This is a genomic window from Gammaproteobacteria bacterium, assembly GCA_017999615.1.
GTDB lineage: Bacteria > Pseudomonadota > Gammaproteobacteria > JAABTG01 > JAABTG01 > JAGNLM01.
On the sequence record JAGNLM010000008.1, the window covers coordinates 1 to 17,578 of the forward strand.

Below are 17,578 nucleotides of genomic sequence, written 5' to 3' on the forward strand. Positions count from 1 at the left end.
GCCCAGCATCAGCAATTTCACGCCCTTACGCTCGGCCATGCGCTGCTGCGCGGAGATAATGGGAAGAGTCATGCCACACCTCCCTCGAGCGTCAGGGTGATGGTCGGCTTGCCTTCCTCGACCGTGCGCGCAGCGGCGAACTGCTCCTGCAATGCTGTCGGCCAGTTGGTGTAGCGGGATTCGGATACCGACAGCTTGATGTCGATGTAGTCCTCGACCTTGTCGCCCGAGGCGACGATACGTTCGGCCATCTCCTTCAGTAGCGACTGATTCCAGCTGGCTTTCTTGGGGAGCTCATACTTGACGTGTAGCGGGCCGTCGTTGATGTGGGCAGTGCCGAAGTCGCGGCCAGACTCACGCAATGCAGCGCGCGCCAGCTCGCCAAAGCGCTGCAGCTTGGCGGCGTCGAGTTTGCTGCGTAACTGCTTGAGATAGGCGACGGCTTCATCGACATTGCGTTCGGCATCGACGAAATCGGCGATTGGTAGCGCCACCAGTTGGGTGGTGCTCATGGCAGCCAGATCGGCGGGAAAGATGGTCAGATCGTTCATGGCCATCTCCCTCAAACCGGCACGCGTTCAGAGGTGGAGACGTAGAGATGGCGCTTCTCGTAATCGAGCACGCCGTTCTCGCCGTCCAAGGGATAGGCCACCTTCTTCGAAAACTTGTTGAAGACAGGGCCCCGACCGAGTCCGCGCCAGCGCGTGAGCGTCTTGGGGGACATGCCCCAGCGATTGGCCAGCTCGACTTCGTTCAGGAAGCGTCGCTCGGACAGTTCCGACGGTTGGGGGGTGGGCGTCGCACTGAAGCCGACGCCGGAATGCTGGCCCGGTTTGCCACCGAAGCCAGGGGACAGTGCCATTGAATAGGCCATTGCCATGCTCCTTTCCCGTTTAGGGATGGAGGCGTGAGCGGTGGCCAGTCCTGTACCGGCCGTTGACGCCGTTTCACGCCTTCATCGGGGAAGGCGCTACATCCGGCGTAGCAACAGCTACTTTTGGCGTAGCGGAAATTTTTTTGCGTGGCTCTTCGCTAGCCGAATGACTCAATCAACCGGCGTTGCTCATTCCAGTCCAAGGGCACCTTGGCCCGCAGGATGGCTTCCAGAGATACCGCCCGGGGAAGCCGTCCTTCGTAGGCTGCCTGCACAATGTCCGGGGCGAGAAGCGCCAGCCGCAACAGATCGTTGACCGTGGAGCGATGTATGCCCTCGCGTTCGGCAATCTCAGTACCGCTGGCCACCGTGCCGTTGTCGATCAACTGCTGCCAGTAAATGCCACGCCCCATTGCCTTGAGCAGCGGACGATCCTGCTCGGGGGTAAGCACCGGGGTATCGGTGACGGCAACCGGCTGGCTGACGCCTTCCGGCCCGACGATCACCTTCTTGATGCCGCGTTTCTTAAAGTGGAAAGGAACAAAGGTGGTGATCCGTACACCGCCGCCCTCCAGCGGGTGGCGGCGTTCGTGAGGTTTGCCGTCGCCAATGAGCTTTTTGGAAGACCGATTCATCACACCACCTCCATTTCCAACATCTCACCGCCAATGGTGTCCGGCCGCAGCTCACCAGCCAGTTCCTGCCAGCCGGATTCGCGCCAGACGATGTCAACTCCGTCCGAGAGGAGCTGGACACGTTCGATCAGCAGGTTGACCAGCCGTACCTGCTCGGCAGGAAACAGTTGCTTCCAGACATCGCCGAGGCGGCGCATCGCCAGAACGGTGGTCGGTTCGTCGATCTCCGGGTACTTGTGGCGCACGGTGTTCCAGACGCCCTGGATGCTTTCGGGCGACTGAAGTGCACCGACCAGCAGGTTTACGACCACTTCCTCGATCTGGTCGGCGGGAATCATCCCGGTGGCGCTGCTGCGGTAACCGTACCTGCTGTCCGCCTTGGGGATGTAGTAACGGTACTTCTTCCCGGAGGGCTTCTTGCTATAGGTGATGTGGTACTTGCCGCCATCCGGCCCGAACATCAGTCCGCGTAGCAGCGCGTCGGTCTTGTGCCGGGTCTGCGTCTTGCCCATACGCTGATGGGCATCCTCGCCCAGAATCGCCTGCACCCGATCCCACAACTGACGGGTGATGATCGGTTCGTGCTGTCCGGCATACACCGCCCCCTTGTGGCGAATTTCGCCCACATAGATCGGATTGCGCAGCAACTTGGAGAGATACTTTTTGTCCATCGGCGTGCCATTGCGCACACTACCGTCCTTGAGGCGGTTGGGTTTGGTCGTGATCCCCTCCAGGGCCATCTCGCGGATGATGTCGACGATGCAGCGGGTCTCGGTGAATCGAGTGAAAATGCGCCGGATGATCTCGGCATCTTTCTCTACGATGACAAGCCTGCGGTCTTTGATCTCATAGCCCAACGGCGTGTAACCACCCATCCACAGTCCCTTGCGCTTGCTGGCGGCGATTTTGTCGCGGATGCGCTCGCCGGTGACCTCGCGCTCGAATTGCGCGAAGGACAGTAGGATGTTGAGCATCAGCCTGCCCATCGACGTGGTGGTGTTGAACTGCTGCGTGACCGACACAAACGACACCTTGTGGCGCTCGAAAATGTCCACCAGCTTGGCAAAATCAGTCAGGCTGCGCGTCAAGCGGTCGATCTTGTAGACCACCACAATATCGATCTGGTCGGCCATGATGTCGGCCATCAGGCGTTTCAGCGCCGGGCGCTCCATGTTGCCGCCGGAGTAACCACCATCGTCGTAATCGTCACCGACCGGCAGCCAGCCCTCAGCGCGCTGGCTCACGATATAGGCTTGGCCCGCCTCGCGCTGGGCATCAAGGGAGTTGAAGGACTGGTCAAGGCGTTCGTCCGTCGAGACGCGGGTGTAGACGGCACAGCGTTTTTTGGTCACAACGGCGTTCATTTGTCACCTCGCTTCGGCTTGTTCTTGGTAATCCCGAAAAAGAGCGGCCCCGACCACTGGGTGCCGGTGATGTGGCGGGCGACCCCGGACAGGCTCTTGAAACGGCGGCCTTCATATTCAAAAGAGCCATCGGCCTGCGCGGTAACGCGGTGCTCGCGGTTGTCGAACTCGCGCACCAGCACCGTGCCGGGTACTACCTGCACGTCAACGCCGCGCTGAGTTTTGATGGCGGATTGGGCTTCGCCGATCCGCGCCATCTGCGTCTGTACGAGCAGCTTGGCACCCAGAGCTTCCTCTTGAATCTTGTAGGCGACGCGGCCTTCGACGTAGGCCCGGTTGTGGTGGGGCGGACGGTGGGGGAAGTACTTGTCCCAAATTGCCCAAAGATCGTTCATTGCCAGTTTGGGAAGGTTGGCAATTTGCGCCGCCAGAGACGGGCCAACTTGTGGTGCATTCATTTGCAAACTCCTTCTGTAGAGGGGTTTGTATGAACGCGCTCGGGTGGCGAGAAGCCAAGTGGAATATCGCTGTCTTGCGGGCGGGTGGAATGCAGACGGGCAATGGCTGCGGCAATGATCTCTGCGGCTTCCCGCGCGCGCTGTCTCGGTGACAGCAATTCAGGGAGTGTTTGTTCGACGGTCATTTCGGTATCCATTAAATTGTTCAGACCGTCACGAAGAATATGCCTGAGCCATGGTCGGAGTATCCCGTTTGGACGCGCATCAGCAGGCATGAGCGAAACTACGACCGGAGTCTTACTGGCATCGCCGACGGCGTACTACGCTTTTGCGCAGTCTGGCGAGGATGCTGGTACCGATTTCCCGACCAACAGGCGGAACCGGTTGTTCCAACCTGTGGCGCGCCCCCAATCTCGCCGTTGGATCGGTGACACATCTCTAAACGGTAGTCAGCAGAGAGAGGTGCGTCTGGGGTCGCCTCCATTGACCTGATGTTTATCAGGTCATATATTGCACAATGGGCGAGGAGCAATGCCATGAGCAAAAAAAAGGTCGTGAGCATTACGCAGCCGCAGGCAAGAACGCTAAACGTCATCTGCCAAATCCTAGACAGCACGGGCCTGCCGCCCACCGTCAAGGAATTAGCCGAGGCGTTGGGGATTAGTCATGCCAGCGCGCATGAACAGATCAGCCAGCTGGTACGCAAGGGGTATTTGAAGAAAGAAGAAAAAAAGGCACGGAGCATCGTCGTCATCAAGCGCAACGAATGATGGCAATGCACTGATCTCTACAAGGGGAGTTCTGGATGGGGCATGTTCGGCTCGGGGTACTGCCAAGAACGAAGGCGTGGAAGGAGGTCGTCGAACTGATCGCCGCCGGTGCTGACGTCTCCCAGATCGCCAATGCGACCATCACGGCGGCGGAAAAGGCCTTCTCCTTCGTGATGGACGATGTGGGCTACACCGAGGCTGTCTGGTTGATGACACAGATGGCGATTGCTGCCAAGAAACCGGACATCAACCAGCATCTCGCGGTAGCGGGCATCCATCTGCCTGCCGACCCCTCCCTCATCGATGTAACCACGGCGATCACGGAGGCCCTAGATCGGCGGGTGGAGAGCAATGGCCAGCGCTCCGACCTCGGCGGCCTCGCCAACCGGGCTATCGTCGGTGCTGTAAACGATGTCCTCGCCCCCAAGTTGCAATCACTTTTTTCGTCCGATCCGGACACGATGCGGGCCGCCCTCGCGGACTTGGGAAAGCCGAAGGAGTTCGGCGAATTTTCCCGACGCTTCTTTGCCCGACTGGCCAATGAGGCGCTGCAGTATTTCCTGAGCAAGGTCGTCAACACCCAGCTTGGCGATGGAATGCGCTTTGCCACGATGAATCAGTCCGCCCAGTTCAATGCGGCGCTGGAAACGCATACCCGAGAGGCGTCGGTCATCGTCGAGAAGTTTTCAAGCGAGTGGTTCTCAAAGCACCGGTTTCATGAGGGCGGTGATATTTCCAGAAAATCGTCGGACGGATTCGCAGGCTATGCGCTGAAAAAGATGAAGGACGAGTTGAAAGCAGGGGCGCGCAGCGATGCAAAGTAAACGATACGTTCTGTGCGGCAACGCGTCCGCCAAAGGCATCAGCGAAGATCCTTCGCGCGATCTGCGGCTGCGGCTCTCGGGCAAGGCCGGGCACGGCAACATCACCCTGCGGATCGAGGATGTCCACACCAAAATGTTTCGTGGCGTGCCACCGCTGTTCCATGACCTGCTGGAGATCGCCACCTACGTCTACAGCGCCGATCAGGTGGTCAGACGAGGCGCGGACGATGTCGACACCTTTGGTGATGGGTGGCGGCGCGACCTGCACTTTGTGGTACCGGTGCGCAATCCTGACTTCTGGAACAGCGCGGAGGTACAGGAGACGCTGTGCTCGACGCTCAGCTTCCTGTCCGACGACCAGTACCAGTTTGATTTCGTCAAACTCGACCAGGATCATCAGTTCCAGGAGTACCTCGAGTTCAACGACACCCAGCATATATACGGGATGCCGGAGCAGGTGGTGATGTTCTCCGGCGGCCTGGATTCTTTGGCGGGAGCCATCGATGAGGTTGTAAACCAGAAGCGGCGCGTGCTCCTGGTCACCCACAAGTCAACCTCCAAGCTCAACAAACGTCACCGCACCCTGGAAGAGATGCTGGCCCAGAAAGCGGGCGACAACGTGCCGCACCGCATTACCGTTCGGGTCCACAAGACCAAAGAGCTGAACCACGAGTACACCCAGCGCAGCCGGTCATTCCTGTATGTCTCCATCGGCGCGACGATTGCCCGGATGCTCAACCTCAAGAGCGTGCGCTTCTACGAGAACGGCGTGATCAGCCTGAACCTGCCGGTGTGCGCCCAAGTGGTCGGTGGCCGCGCAACCCGGACGACGCATCCCAGGGTGATGAGGGGCTTCCAGGACATCGTCTCGCTGGTAGCGGGCGAGCCTTTCACCATCGAGAACCCGTACATCTGGAAAACCAAGGCTGACGTCGTCAAGGTCATCACGGATGCTGGTTGCCACGACCTGATCAAGCATTCGATGACCTGCACCCACACCTGGGAGATGACGAACCAGCACACCCACTGCGGGGGCTGCTCGCAATGCATCGACCGTCGATTCGCAGTTCTCGCCGCCAAGGCTGATCAACACGATCCGACCGAACACTACAAGTTCGACGTGTTCACCCAGAGCCGTGATGCCCAAGATCAGAAGAAGAACGTGGACAAGATCATGGCCGCAGCCTATCTGGAGCGGGCCAATCAGGTGAATGGCCTCACGGACGTGGCGCAGTTCGTCAGCAGTTACCCCGACGTGGGCCGGGTCTTTAAGTATCTGAACTACAACAGCGCCGGGCAGGCAGCGCAGCGGGTGTTCGATCTCTACAAGCGGCACGCCAATGAGGTGATGGGGGCATTGGATGAGCTGCTTAGTCGTCACAGCAAGGAGATTCGGGAGCGGACGCTTCCCGGAGATTGCCTGCTTCAAACGGCTTATCAGGCGAACTCCGTGATCTCAATGCCCGCCGTGGTGTCGGCAGAAAAGCTGCCGGACAACATTTTCCGAAAGCGCGGTGGTGTCTGGGAGGCACGGTTCCAAGGTCGGGGACGACACACCATCCTGATCCAGGGCGTGGACAAGGGGGCTGAGTACATCAACCTGTTGCTGGCGTTCCCGGATCGTGAAACCTCGGTTTTTGAAATCGTCTGCGGCAGCGAAATCGGGGCCGTTGAATCGGCAGCGAACACCGGGTTGGATCACGATGACATCGAAGAGGGGTATCAAGTGTCTAACGGCGTGCCGCTGGGGGATGCTGGCGTGGTGGCGGACAGAAAAGCGATCCAGCAGTACCGTGGCAGATACAACGATCTGATCAGTGAAAAGGCGGATGCGGAGGCAGACGGTGACCACGAGCGGCTTGAAGAAATTCAAATCGAAATGGCTCAACTTGTGGCTGCTGTGACGGGGGCACAGGGAAAGGGGGGCAAGCTACGCAGGGTCGCTGACAGGAGAAAGAACGTCCGGGACGCCTTCCGCAACGCGGTTGACCGAGCCATCAAGCAAATCGAGAAGTACGACAAGCCGCTGGCTGAGCACCTGAAAGCCAGTATCAAGCACGGCAACGAGGTGGTCTACCGGCCGGAAATGTCGATCACTTGGGACGTCCGTCCAATCGCGAACACCTAGCCCGGTCGCGGGGTCGGGTCGCCTGCGTGAAGGCGGTTTCGGAGACGAACAAGGAGCCGGAAACCCGCGCCAATGCGGACGCAAACGCGGCGGCGTCCTTCGCAGAATCAGAGAATGGGCAGGATCCGAGAACGGAAAACGGCTCGAAACCGACTTGTTCGGGGCAGCGGCGTCCGTCGCAGCAAGGCCCGAACCCGCGCCAGCACTGGGGGAAACGGGCAAAAAAAACCAACCGAGAGTGGTTGGTTTTTTGAATAGTGGTGGAGGCGAGGGGGATCGAACCCCTGACCTTCGCATTGCGAACGCGACGCTCTCCCAGCTGAGCTACGCCCCCAAATCCGGCCGGCATTATACATGCCGTTCCCGGTTTCGCCATACGCGGGGGCGAGCCAGCCGGGGCGGGCAGCCGGCCCCGCCGGCCTGCGCCCCGGACTCAGCCTTCGCCCTCTCCAGGGGGCCGCAGTTTCAGCCGCTCGCGCTCGAGCCGCACGATGAACTGGGCGAGGGGAACCTGGTCGCGGCGCTGGATCTGGATGAAGCGCGTGCCGACGAGGGTCCAGCGCGAGCCCTCCCTCCGGGCCACGTGGGAGACCTCGAGCTCGCAGCGCAGGGAGCGGCCGTCGGGAAAGAAGACCAGGCAGTCGCTCAGGCGGTCCCCGCTCGCGAGGGGCGCGGTGTCGGGCAACTGCATGCGCAGGCCGAGGCCGCCCGTGGAGACGTCGCGCACCTCGGCGACGAGCATCCCTGCCTCGGCGTGTTGCATGTGCAGGGTCGTGGAGTTGCCTGCGCCCACCGAGGCCCGATAGCTCGCGCGCCTCTGGTGGTAGTGGAGCAGGTGGGGAAACGGGAGGGTGTAGACGGCGATCCCCTGTTCCACGGCGACGCTGGCCAGGGTCCCGCTGAACGCCACCTCGATGCCCGAGAGTCGGCAGGACGCCCGCAGGGAGCGCTCGGCGAGGAACACGTCGTGGCCGTGCCGCGGGGAGATCTCGTCGAGGCGGAACGACCGTTGGCGCCGGTCCACCCTCAGGATGGTGGTGAGGAAGTACTCGTCGCTGCCGGGAAGGCGCACGGACACCAGCGCACGCCCATCGACGAGCTGCTGCAGGACCCTCGCGATTCGCTCGGGGTCGATGAGACGGCGCTCGGCGCCCGGGACCGTCTCGGACGGCATTTCGGCGCCTTGCAGGCGATTGACCCAGCGTTCGATGAGGCCCACGGGCATCCTCGTGGCCCGTGCGCGCGCCGGCGCGCAGGCCCCGTGTCGTCAAGCCGTCGCGAGCGGCTCGCTCCCGTCGGTGGGGCGTCGTTCCCCACAGCGGTCGTACACCTCCGAGCCGGGAACCGTGCCGCGCAGGGTCGCCAGGACTTCGCGGGCGAAGCGCCGGCTCATCTCGATCACGCCGCCGTTCACCAGGTTCTGTTGGCGGCACCGGCGCAGGAGGTCCTGGAGCTCGTCCCAGAGGGGCACGAGGTCTGCCATGCCCGCCTTCTGGAGGTTCTCGCGCAGGCTGGCGTTCCCCCCGGAGACCCCGCCGGTGCGGAGCAGCGCGCTCTGGCGCTCCGCCAAGGACTCCAGTGCGGCGATCAGTCGCTCCTTCTCGGCCGCCGCCTGCTCGATCGCCGGAAAGTCACGCCGTCCGAGCGCATCACGCTCGAGCGTGAGCACCTCCCTCAGGCGCCCGGCCCGGGCGAGCTCGGCGCGCAGCAGCTCTGCGAGGCCCTCACGCAGGGCTGGCGTCGCCATAGCGGGGCTCCGGAAGTATGAGCTCGAAGCGGATGATCTTGTCGGCCACCCGCACGTTGTCGATTTCGTAACTGCCGTCCACCACGGCCTCGCGCACACTGCTGACGCGGGCCAGGTCCACGACCGGGACGTGCTCGAGGGTTTTCGCAAGGGCCCGGACCTGGCTGCCCAGCCCGGTGAGCGATACCCGGTCTCCGACGGATGCCTGGCGCCCGGTATCCCGAGAGGCCGGTGCCGCAGGGGTCCCGGTTATCGCGTACAGGCCCGCGCTCCCGGCCTGGGCTCCTCGCACCCCCTTGATCTCACTCGTCATGATATTGGCTCTGGCAAGAAGGTTCTCTTGCTTCGGATATCGCGTTCGCGCGGCGAAACTTTAGCCGCCGAACTGGGACTCACATCCTCACTTCGACGCTTCCGTCCGCCGCGACCCGGCCCTCGACGACGCGTTGGGAGCTCAGATTGCGCACGGAGACGACCTCTCCCACCGCGGCATCGCGCAGGGCCTCGCCCTGCATGCGGACGTCCACGCCGCCCACGCGGGCGACCAGGGTCACCCGCTCGCCGCGGCGCACTCGCACGCTGCTCACCACGACCGAGGCGGTGAGGGGCTGGCCGGGGGCGACGGCCCGCTTCAGTGTGCGTCCGACCACGGTGGCAGGGTCCGGGAAATAGCCCGCGGGGCCTGTGCTCAGGTCACGCTCCTCCACGCTGAGGTCGGCCGCGGTGAGCACCGCGCCTGGGCTCGCCGGACGGGCGAGGACCACGACGGGCCCGAACCGGCGCACCCGGGCAGGGACGAAGAGTGACCAGGGGCGTTCGCCGGTGCAGCGCACGCCGACGGTGACGCTGCCGGCGCGCGGTCCGCCCGGGGGCAGGGACATCTCGAGCGGCTCCTCGCACCGTGCGAGGCGAAGGCGGGGGTCGAGCTCGTTGACCTCGATCCGAAGCTGCGGCGACTCGGGGCCGACCTCCCGGGCGAGGAAGGCCCGCACCTCGGAGCGGATCTCGTCAGGTGCGTGCAGAGGCTGGGCGGCCGCGAGGGCCGGCAGGAGCGCCATGACGATGGTTGCTGGGAGCGTGGGGCGCTTCACGGGTTGGCCCTCGATGCAGGTCGTTCTCGGAATCATACGGTCTTTCATGAGGTCTTTGCGTCGCGCCGAGCGCGCCTCTTGAGTGAGCTCCGGGCTTGGGCGGGAGGCGGCCGGGGCCCGGGGGCGGGCCGGCAACGGCGGCCGGCTCGAGGCCCGGCACTTGCCGCCGCCGGCAGGTCCTTGCCGGTGGACGGCGCCTCGCAGACCGGCGGCCCGGGCCGGAAAGCCGCATTCCGCGAGGTAATCGGACGTTGGCACGCTCTCTGCTACCTGCCCTGGCGAGCACACGAGGCGGCAGAGGCAACATGGCGGCGACCCTCCAAAACCCGCTGGGGATCCACGAGCAGGCGCTGCTGGTGCGCGAGCGCCGTGCCGAGTTGCTTGCCCAGAATCTCGCCAACGCGGACACCCCCGGCTACAAGGCGCGGGACGTGGACTTCCGAAGCGTCCTCGCGGCGGCCGAGGGGCAGCGCGAGGCGGGAACGCTGCGGACCACCCGGGTCGGCCACATCGCCGGCGGTGCCGGCGTCGACGGGGCGGGCGGGGCGGAGGCCCTCTACCGTGTCCCGACGCAGCCCTCCATCGACGGCAATACCGTGGAAATGGAAACCGAGCGCGGCGCCTTCCTGGACAACTCCCTGCGCTACCAGGCCAGCCTGCAGTTCCTCGGGAGCCGCCTGCGCACCCTGACCACGGCCCTGAAGGGGGAATAGCACGTGTCGCTCTTCAAGATCCTGGACGTCGCGGCGAGCGGCCTCGCCGCCCAGAACGTCCGCCTGAATCTCACTGCCAGCAACCTCGCCAACGCCGACGCGGTGAGCAGCAGCGTGGGCGAGACCTACCGGGCGCGGCACCCGGTCTTCGCCGCCGTCTACGAGGCCGCGGCCCTGGAGGCCGACGGCGCACCGGGCGCGTCGGGTGTCGGTGTCGCCGTGACCGGCGTCGTGGAGAGCCAGGAGCCGCTGAAGGCGGACTATCGGCCCGAGCACCCGCTTGCCGACGAGCGCGGTTACGTCTACCGCCCGAACGTCAACACGGTCGAGGAGCTCGCGAACATGATCTCGGCCTCCCGCAGCTACGAGACCAACGTCGAGGTCATCAACACCTCCAAGCAGCTTCTGCTGCGCACCCTCAGCCTGGGCCAGTGAGCGCGGGCGCGGAGCAACCGAGATGAGCACGACCTCGAGCGTGAGTGGAAGCAGCTTCGCGGGCCTCGGGCTGGACCCGAGCACGAAGGCCGCAAAGGGGCGTACCGAGCTCGGGCAGGACGAGTTCTTCGAGCTCATGATCGCCCAGCTCGAGAACCAGGACCCCATGAAGCCGCTCGACAGCAACGAGTTCCTCGGGCAGGTCGCCCAGTTCTCGGCGCTGAGCGGGATCCAGGAGATCCAGAAGTCGGTCGCCGACCTCGCGCTGTCGCTCACCTCGAGTCAGGCGCTGGAGGCCTCCACCCTGGTCGGGCGCGAAGTGCTGGTGCCCTCCAGCGTGGGGGTGCTCGGGGAACAGGGCGCCCTCGAGGGGACCGTGTCCCTCGGCGATTCTACCCACGCCCTCACCCTTTCGATCTACGCGCCGAGCGGGGCGCTCGTGCGCCAACTCGACCTCGGCGCCCAGCCGGCGGGCGAGGCCGCGTTCCAGTGGGACGGCCTGACGGCGGCGGGGGCACGCGCACCCGCGGGGCAGTACACCCTGGCCGCCCGTGCGGGCGCCGGCGCGGGTACGGTCGCCGCTGCGACCTCGGTCGTCGCCCAGGTGGAGAGCGTCACCCTGGGGCGCGCGGGGGCGGAGATGCAGCTCAACCTCGCGGGCCAGGGCTCGGTCGGCCTCGGCAGCGTCAGCGAGATCCAGTAGCCGGGCCCAGCGCACCGGCCCGGTACGGAACACGAAGAAGAGGAGCTCAGCATGGCATTCCAGATGGCGGTAAGCGGCATTCGCGCGGCAACGTCGGACCTCGACGTCATCGGCAACAACATCGCCAATGCCAACACCACGGGCTTCAAGGCCTCGCGTGCGCAGTTTGCCGACGTCTACGCGGCCTCCAACCTGGGCACCAGCAAGGACGCCATCGGCCAGGGCGTGCAGCTCTCCACGGTGGCGCAGCAGTTCACCCAGGGGAACGTGGCCACCACCGACAACAGCCTGGACCTCGCCATCAACGGCGACGGGTTCTTCGTGGTGGAGGACAGCGAGGGTCGCTTCTACACCCGTTCCGGCGCCTTCGGCCTCGACGAACAGGGCTACCTGGTCAGCGCCACGGGCCAGAGGCTGCTGGGTTTCCAGGTCTCGGACGGCGCGATCACCGGCGGCACGGGTCCGCTGAACATCCGCACCTCGAATCTCGCCCCGAAGGCGAGCGACAGCATCGCCGTGGAGGTGAATCTCGACGCGGCGTCAGAGATTCTCTCCGCCGGGTTCGACCCGGAGCAGCCCAGCTCGTACAACAATTCCACCTCGCTCACGGTCTACGACTCCCTCGGCCAGGAGCACCTGGCCACGACCTATCTCCGGAAGAGCGACGCCAACGACTGGACGGCGTATCTCTATCTGGACGACACCGAGGTGGGGAGCACGGCCCTGGCGTTCTCGGAGTATGGGCAGCTCACTTCACCGGGTCTGACCAGCTTCGGCGGCGTGGCCGTGGGGCCCGGCGTGGACGACATGACCCTCTCGATCGACTTCACCGGCACCACCCAGTTCGGGGCGGACTTCGGCGTCAATGCCCTCGAGCAGGACGGCTTCACCACCGGGCAGCTCTCGGGCGTCGACATCGACGAGCGTGGGGTCGTGCTGGCGCGGTTCTCGAACGGACAGACCGCCCCCCAGGGCCAGGTGATGCTCGCGAATTTCGGCAACCCCCAGGGCCTGCAGCCCAACGGGGACACGCTCTGGACCGAGTCGACCGATTCCGGCCCCCCGCTCATCGGCGCCCCTGGCACCGCAGCCCTCGGTCTCGTGCAGTCCGGGGCGCTCGAGGAGTCCAACGTCGATCTGGCGGCACAGCTCGTCAACCTGATCATCGCCCAGCGCAACTACCAGGCGAACGCGCAGGTGATCCAGGCTGAGGACGAGGTGACCCAGACCATCATCAACATCCGGTAGGCGCTGATCGGCCATGGACCGCATGCTCTACGTGGCGATGACCGGGGCGTCGCAGACGCTGAACGCCCAGGCCGCCAACAGCCACAACCTCGCGAACGCGGCGACACCGGGGTTCAAGGCGGACCTGCACCAGTTCCGCAGCATGCCGGTGCTCGGCGACGGTCTGCCCTCGCGCGTGTACGCCCTCGGCGAGCGCCCGGCCGTGGACCACACCGTGGGTGCGCTGCAGACCACGGGACGCGAGCTCGACGTCGCGGTGGAAGGCGACGGCTGGATCGCGGTGCAGGCCCCGGACGGTAGTGAGGCCTACACCAAGCGCGGCGACCTGCAGGTGAGCGTCAACGGGATGGTCACGGACGGTGCGGGGCATCCCGTGATCGGCGACGGTGGCCCCATCGCGCTGCCGCCCTTCGAGAAGCTCGACATCGGCAGCGACGGGACGGTGAGCCTGCGCATGGTGGGGCAGGACGCGACCTCGCTCGCGGCGGTCGAGCGGGTCAAGCTGGTCAAGGTCGACCCTTCCCAACTCGAGAAGGGAGAGGACGGGCTCTTCCACCTGCGCGGGGGCGGAGAGGCGGGGGCGGACGCGAGCGTGCGCCTCGTGCCGGGCGCGCTCGAGGCGAGCAACGTCAACGCGGTGGACGCGCTGGTGCAGATGATCTCGCTGGCCCGGCAGTTCGAGCTGCAAGTCAAGATGATGGAGACCGCGCGGAGCAACGACGCGGCCGCGACCCAGGCGATGCGGATCGCCTGAGCAAGGAAGAGGAGAAGCCCATGCATCCCGCACTCTGGATCGCCAAGACCGGCCTCGACGCGCAGCAGACGCAGATGGCCGTCATCACCAACAACCTGGCGAACGTCAACACCACCGGATTCAAGCGTGGGCGGGCCGTCTTCGCCGACCTGCTCTATCAGACCGTGCGCCAGCCCGGCGCCCAGTCCTCCCAGGACTCCCAGCTGCCCTCCGGGCTGATGCTGGGAACGGGTGTGCGCTCGGTGGCGACCGAGAAGCTCTTCACCCAGGGCAACATCGTGCAGACGGGCAACCAGCTCGACCTCGCGGTCAACGGTCGCGGCTTCTTTCAGATCCTGCTTCCCGATGGCACGCGCGCCTACAGCCGCGACGGCTCGTTCCAGCTGAGCGCGAACGGGGAGCTCGTCAACTCCAACGGCTATGCCCTCGACCCCGGCATCACCATTCCCGAGCAGACCCAGAGCGTCACCATCGGCGCCGACGGCACGGTGAGCGTCCTGGTCTCCGGCGAGTCCTCGCCGACGGAGGTGGGGCAGCTGCAGCTTGCGGACTTCATCAACCCGGCGGGCCTGCAGCCGATGGGCGAGAACCTCTTCCTGGAGACGGCGGCGAGCGGCGACCCCCAGGCGGGGACGCCGGGCGAGGACGGGGTAGGCACACTCGTGCAGGGCTCGCTCGAGAGCTCGAACGTCAACGTGGTCGAAGAGTTGGTGAATATGATCGAGACCCAGCGGGCCTACGAGATGAACTCCAAGGCCATCGCCACGACGGACGAGATGCTGGCGTTCGTGACCAACAACCTGTAAGGCGGGCCGCCAGGATGAGCGAGCGAGGCCAGAGCGTGACCGCGGGACTCGGCAGGGGGATTCTCCTCGCCGGTCTGCTGGCGTCGGCCCTCACCGGCTGTCAGTCCGTGCCCACGCGGGACCCGGAGTTCGCCGCCGTGCGGCCTCTCGCGCCCACCCCGCAGGCGAACCGCAACGGGGCGATCTACACGGGTGGCTACGGTGTCGCGGTGGCGGAGGTGGATTTCTTCTCCGACATCCGGCCCCGGCGGGTGGGCGACAGCCTGACCGTCGTGCTGAAGGAGAAGACGAACGCGAGCAAGAAGAACGCCGCCAAGGTCGAGAAGGAGACCGACATGACGGCCGTGAACCCGACGCTGTTCGGGCGCCTGCCGAGCGTCAACATCGGCGGCAAGAAGTACACGCTCGAGCAGTCCCTGCAGTCGGACCAGGAGTTCGACGGCGAGGGCGAGGCGAGCCAGAGCAACAGCCTGACGGGCGAGATCACGGTGACCGTCGCGGAGGTGTTGCCGAACGGCAATCTGGTGGTGCAGGGCGAGAAGATCCTGACACTCAACCGGGGTCACGAGCACGTGCGCCTCTCGGGCATCGTGCGCCCGGAGGACGTGGCCACGGACAACACCGTGCCTTCGACGCGTGTCGCCAACGCGACGATCGTCTATTCGGGCGAAGGCGAGGTCGCCGACGCCAGCGCCATGGGCTGGCTCGCTCGCTTCTTCGTCAGCGCCTTCATGCCGTTCTGACCCCCCGGTGGCAAGGACCGGCAAGTCATTGCCGGTCTCCCGCACGCCACCGGGCGGTGTGCCCGCCTGCAGCCGGTGCCGGGGCGCTCCCCGCACCCCCGTGTCACATCTGGCACGGTGCCTGCTTCTCTTCTCCCCAGAACCGAACCTCGGGGTCTCCCATGAACGTGCGCCTGGCCGCTGTCGCCGCCCTCATCGTCACCGCCTTCCTGCCGGCCGCCGTCCACGCGGAGCGGGTCAAGGACCTGGCGAGGGTCTCGGGGGTACGGGACAACCAGCTGATAGGCTACGGGCTGGTGGTGGGGCTGAACGGCACGGGCGACCAGACCGGCCAGACCCCCTTCACGGTGCAGAGCCTGAAGGCGATGTTGAACCGCTTCGGGGTCCAGATCCCGGCCGAGACGCGCCTGCAGCTGAAGAACGTCGCGGCCGTTACGGTGAGCACCAGCCTGCCGGCGTTCGCGAAGCCCGGACAGACCATCGACGTCACGGTCTCCACCATCGGCAACGCCAAGAGCCTGCGCGGTGGCACCCTGCTCATGACGCCGCTCAAAGGGGCGGACGGACAGACCTACGCCATCGCCCAGGGCAACCTGACGGTCGGTGGCTTCGGGGCCTCTTCGGACGACGGGACGAGCAGCGTCACCGTCAACGTGCCCACCGTCGGGCGGGTACCGAACGGCGCCACCGTGGAGCGGCCTTCGCCGGCCCAGTTCCGGGACGACGGGGAACTGGTCCTGAACCTGCTGCGGGCCGACTTCACCACCGCCAAGCGCATCCAGGACGCCATCAACCGCTCTCTCGGCGAGGGCACCGCGAGCGCGGTGGACGCCACCTCCGTGCGGGTCTCCTCGCCGGCCGACGCGGCCCAGCGCGTGGCGCACCTCTCCCACATCGAGAACCTGACCCTCAACGCGGGGGAGGCGCCCGCGCGGGTGATCGTGAGCTCCCGCACCGGAACGGTGGTCATCAGCCGCCACGTGAGCGTCGGGCACGCGGCGGTGGCGCACGGGAATCTGGCGGTCACCATCACCAACCAGCCCTACGTGAGCCAGCCCGCGCCGTTCTCGGGCGGGCAAACGACGGTGGTGCCGGACTCGACCATCGACGTGCGCCAGGACCGGGCCCGCGCCTTCGTCTTCAACCCCGGGGTCTCGCTGCAGGACATCGTGCGTGCCATCAACCAGGTGGGCGCCGCCCCGAGCGACGTCGTGGCCATCCTCGAGGCGTTGCGCGAGGCCGGCGCCCTGCACGCCGAGCTCGTCGTCATCTAGCGGGGGGCAAGGGCCTTGTCCCTCCCGTCGGCCGCCGCCAAGGCCAGCGCCCTGGATTTCCAGGGCTTCGCCGCCCTGCGCCAGGTCTCGCGCGAGCGGGCCGAACAGGGCGCGGCGCTGGTCGCGCGCCAGTTCGAGGGCATCATCCTGCAGACGATGCTGCGGACCATGCGCCAGGGCCTGCCCGGCGACCCGCTCCTCTCGAGCACGGGGAGCCGGATGTACCGGGACCTGTTTGACCAGCAGCTGGCCCTGCGACTCTCCGAGTCGAAGAGCGTCGGCATCGCGGACCTCTTGCTGGAGCAGTTGCGCCGCAGCGGCGCGCTCGGCGGGGAGGAGGGCGGGGCCTCCCGCGGACCGGCCGCGGGTGCGGCCGAAGGGTTGGCGACGGGCGTGCCCAAACGAGGCCTCTTCCCGAGCGTGTCGGGCCGCCCCGAGGATCCCGTCCCGGGTGGCGCCGGAGAGTCGGTGGCGCCCGGGAGCTCGCCCGTCCCCGCGGAGCCCGCGCGGACCGGGACGCAGGAGGACTTCATCCGCGCGGTGCGCCCCCACGCGGTGCGCGCGGCCCGGGAGATCGGCGTCGACCCGGACGTGCTCGTGGCCCAGGCCGCCCTCGAGAGCGGCTGGGGGCGCTCGACGATGCGTTGCGCCGACGGCGCGAACGCCCACAATCTCTTCGGCATCAAGGCCACCCCGTCCTGGCGGGGTGACGTCGTGACGGTCTCCACGCTGGAGTACGAGGGAGGCGTCGCCGTGCGCCGGCAGGCGGCGTTCCGGGCCTACGGGTCCTATGCGGAGAGCTTCCAGGACTACGCCACGCTGGTGCGGGACAACCCTCGCTACGCCCGGGCCTTGGAGTTCGCGTCGGACCCGCGCGCCTACATGCGGGAGCTGCAGGCTGCGGGCTACGCCACCGACCCCGCGTACGCGGACAAGGTCCTGGGGATCTGGCAGAGCAAGCTGGCCGGCCTCATGTCGGCGCGCGCTTAGCCGCAACAGGCAGAAAGGGGG

At 65.8% G+C, this 17,578-nt stretch carries 22 protein-coding genes and 1 tRNA gene; 12 read left to right on the top strand and 11 right to left on the bottom strand.

What is annotated here, in order from left to right; all coding sequences use genetic code 11:
* Positions 1 to 68: 68 nt before the first annotated feature.
* The 6 genes from KA217_08045 to KA217_08070 form a co-directional block, all read right to left on the bottom strand.
* Entirely contained in the window at positions 69 to 551 is a 483-nt protein-coding gene (locus KA217_08045; GenBank protein MBP7712398.1) for a hypothetical protein, read from the bottom strand.
* Positions 552 to 562: 11 nt separating this feature from the next.
* On the bottom strand, positions 563 to 874 hold the full coding sequence (locus KA217_08050; GenBank protein MBP7712399.1) for a hypothetical protein: 312 nt from the start codon (positions 872 to 874) through the stop codon (positions 563 to 565).
* Positions 875 to 1,032: 158 nt separating this feature from the next.
* The gene (locus tag KA217_08055) at positions 1,033 to 1,509 is read right to left on the bottom strand and encodes a hypothetical protein (protein MBP7712400.1); all 477 of its coding nucleotides are present in this window, start codon (positions 1,507 to 1,509) and stop codon (positions 1,033 to 1,035) included.
* On the bottom strand, positions 1,509 to 2,873 hold the full coding sequence (locus tag KA217_08060; protein ID MBP7712401.1) for a recombinase family protein: 1,365 nt from the start codon (positions 2,871 to 2,873) through the stop codon (positions 1,509 to 1,511). Before KA217_08060 ends, KA217_08055 begins: the two co-directional genes overlap by 1 nt.
* Positions 2,870 to 3,331, bottom strand: coding sequence for a DUF2924 domain-containing protein (locus KA217_08065; protein MBP7712402.1), 462 nt, complete (start codon positions 3,329 to 3,331; stop codon positions 2,870 to 2,872). The genes KA217_08060 and KA217_08065 overlap by 4 nt, the downstream gene beginning before the upstream one ends.
* Complete coding sequence (locus KA217_08070; protein MBP7712403.1) at positions 3,328 to 3,516, bottom strand: hypothetical protein; 189 nt, start codon at positions 3,514 to 3,516, stop codon at positions 3,328 to 3,330. The genes KA217_08065 and KA217_08070 overlap by 4 nt, the downstream gene beginning before the upstream one ends.
* A 351-nt stretch (positions 3,517 to 3,867) precedes the next feature.
* On the opposite strand from KA217_08070, the gene KA217_08075 reads away from it, so the two are divergent.
* The 3 genes from KA217_08075 to KA217_08085 are packed head-to-tail and all read left to right on the top strand — an operon-like array spanning position 3,868 to position 7,053.
* Entirely contained in the window at positions 3,868 to 4,101 is a 234-nt protein-coding gene (locus KA217_08075; GenBank protein MBP7712404.1) for a MarR family transcriptional regulator, read from the top strand.
* Positions 4,102 to 4,136: 35 nt separating this feature from the next.
* Entirely contained in the window at positions 4,137 to 4,925 is a 789-nt protein-coding gene (locus KA217_08080; protein MBP7712405.1) for a hypothetical protein, read from the top strand.
* A complete protein-coding gene (locus KA217_08085; GenBank protein MBP7712406.1) occupies positions 4,915 to 7,053 on the top strand; it encodes a 7-cyano-7-deazaguanine synthase in 2,139 nt (712 codons plus the stop codon). Before KA217_08080 ends, KA217_08085 begins: the two co-directional genes overlap by 11 nt.
* A 258-nt stretch (positions 7,054 to 7,311) precedes the next feature.
* Here KA217_08085 and KA217_08090 read toward each other — a convergent pair.
* The 5 genes from KA217_08090 to flgA form a co-directional block, all read right to left on the bottom strand.
* A tRNA-Ala gene (locus KA217_08090) sits at positions 7,312 to 7,387 on the bottom strand.
* Between the two features lie 99 nt (positions 7,388 to 7,486).
* On the bottom strand, positions 7,487 to 8,272 hold the full coding sequence (locus KA217_08095; protein MBP7712407.1) for a flagellar brake protein: 786 nt from the start codon (positions 8,270 to 8,272) through the stop codon (positions 7,487 to 7,489).
* Positions 8,273 to 8,320: 48 nt separating this feature from the next.
* Positions 8,321 to 8,800 (bottom strand): flagellar protein FlgN, encoded by a 480-nt coding sequence (locus KA217_08100; protein ID MBP7712408.1) that lies wholly within the window; start codon positions 8,798 to 8,800, stop codon positions 8,321 to 8,323.
* Positions 8,778 to 9,113: a flagellar biosynthesis anti-sigma factor FlgM gene (gene flgM, locus KA217_08105; protein MBP7712409.1), complete on the bottom strand. Its 336-nt coding sequence runs from the start codon at positions 9,111 to 9,113 to the stop codon at positions 8,778 to 8,780. Before flgM ends, KA217_08100 begins: the two co-directional genes overlap by 23 nt.
* A 79-nt stretch (positions 9,114 to 9,192) precedes the next feature.
* Positions 9,193 to 9,927: a flagellar basal body P-ring formation protein FlgA gene (gene flgA / locus KA217_08110; protein ID MBP7712410.1), complete on the bottom strand. Its 735-nt coding sequence runs from the start codon at positions 9,925 to 9,927 to the stop codon at positions 9,193 to 9,195.
* 269 nt (positions 9,928 to 10,196) lie between these two features.
* On the opposite strand from flgA, the gene flgB reads away from it, so the two are divergent.
* The 9 genes from flgB to flgJ all read left to right on the top strand — a co-directional run bounded on the left by flgB (position 10,197) and on the right by flgJ (position 17,557).
* On the top strand, positions 10,197 to 10,604 hold the full coding sequence (gene flgB, locus KA217_08115; GenBank protein ID MBP7712411.1) for a flagellar basal body rod protein FlgB: 408 nt from the start codon (positions 10,197 to 10,199) through the stop codon (positions 10,602 to 10,604).
* Positions 10,605 to 10,607: 3 nt separating this feature from the next.
* Positions 10,608 to 11,039, top strand: a complete 432-nt coding sequence (gene flgC, locus KA217_08120) for a flagellar basal body rod protein FlgC (protein MBP7712412.1) — start codon at positions 10,608 to 10,610, stop codon at positions 11,037 to 11,039.
* 22 nt (positions 11,040 to 11,061) lie between these two features.
* Positions 11,062 to 11,742, top strand: a complete 681-nt coding sequence (locus tag KA217_08125; protein ID MBP7712413.1) for a flagellar hook assembly protein FlgD — start codon at positions 11,062 to 11,064, stop codon at positions 11,740 to 11,742.
* 51 nt (positions 11,743 to 11,793) lie between these two features.
* Positions 11,794 to 12,990 (top strand): flagellar hook protein FlgE, encoded by a 1,197-nt coding sequence (gene flgE, locus KA217_08130; protein MBP7712414.1) that lies wholly within the window; start codon positions 11,794 to 11,796, stop codon positions 12,988 to 12,990.
* Between the two features lie 13 nt (positions 12,991 to 13,003).
* Positions 13,004 to 13,744: a flagellar basal-body rod protein FlgF gene (gene flgF / locus KA217_08135; protein ID MBP7712415.1), complete on the top strand. Its 741-nt coding sequence runs from the start codon at positions 13,004 to 13,006 to the stop codon at positions 13,742 to 13,744.
* A gap of 20 nt (positions 13,745 to 13,764) precedes the next feature.
* Positions 13,765 to 14,550, top strand: a complete 786-nt coding sequence (flgG, locus tag KA217_08140) for a flagellar basal-body rod protein FlgG (protein MBP7712416.1) — start codon at positions 13,765 to 13,767, stop codon at positions 14,548 to 14,550.
* Positions 14,551 to 14,564: 14 nt separating this feature from the next.
* Entirely contained in the window at positions 14,565 to 15,293 is a 729-nt protein-coding gene (gene flgH / locus KA217_08145; protein ID MBP7712417.1) for a flagellar basal body L-ring protein FlgH, read from the top strand.
* A gap of 161 nt (positions 15,294 to 15,454) precedes the next feature.
* On the top strand, positions 15,455 to 16,567 hold the full coding sequence (locus KA217_08150; GenBank protein ID MBP7712418.1) for a flagellar basal body P-ring protein FlgI: 1,113 nt from the start codon (positions 15,455 to 15,457) through the stop codon (positions 16,565 to 16,567).
* Between the two features lie 15 nt (positions 16,568 to 16,582).
* Positions 16,583 to 17,557 (top strand): flagellar assembly peptidoglycan hydrolase FlgJ, encoded by a 975-nt coding sequence (gene flgJ, locus KA217_08155; protein ID MBP7712419.1) that lies wholly within the window; start codon positions 16,583 to 16,585, stop codon positions 17,555 to 17,557.
* The last annotated feature ends 21 nt before the right edge of the window (positions 17,558 to 17,578 follow it).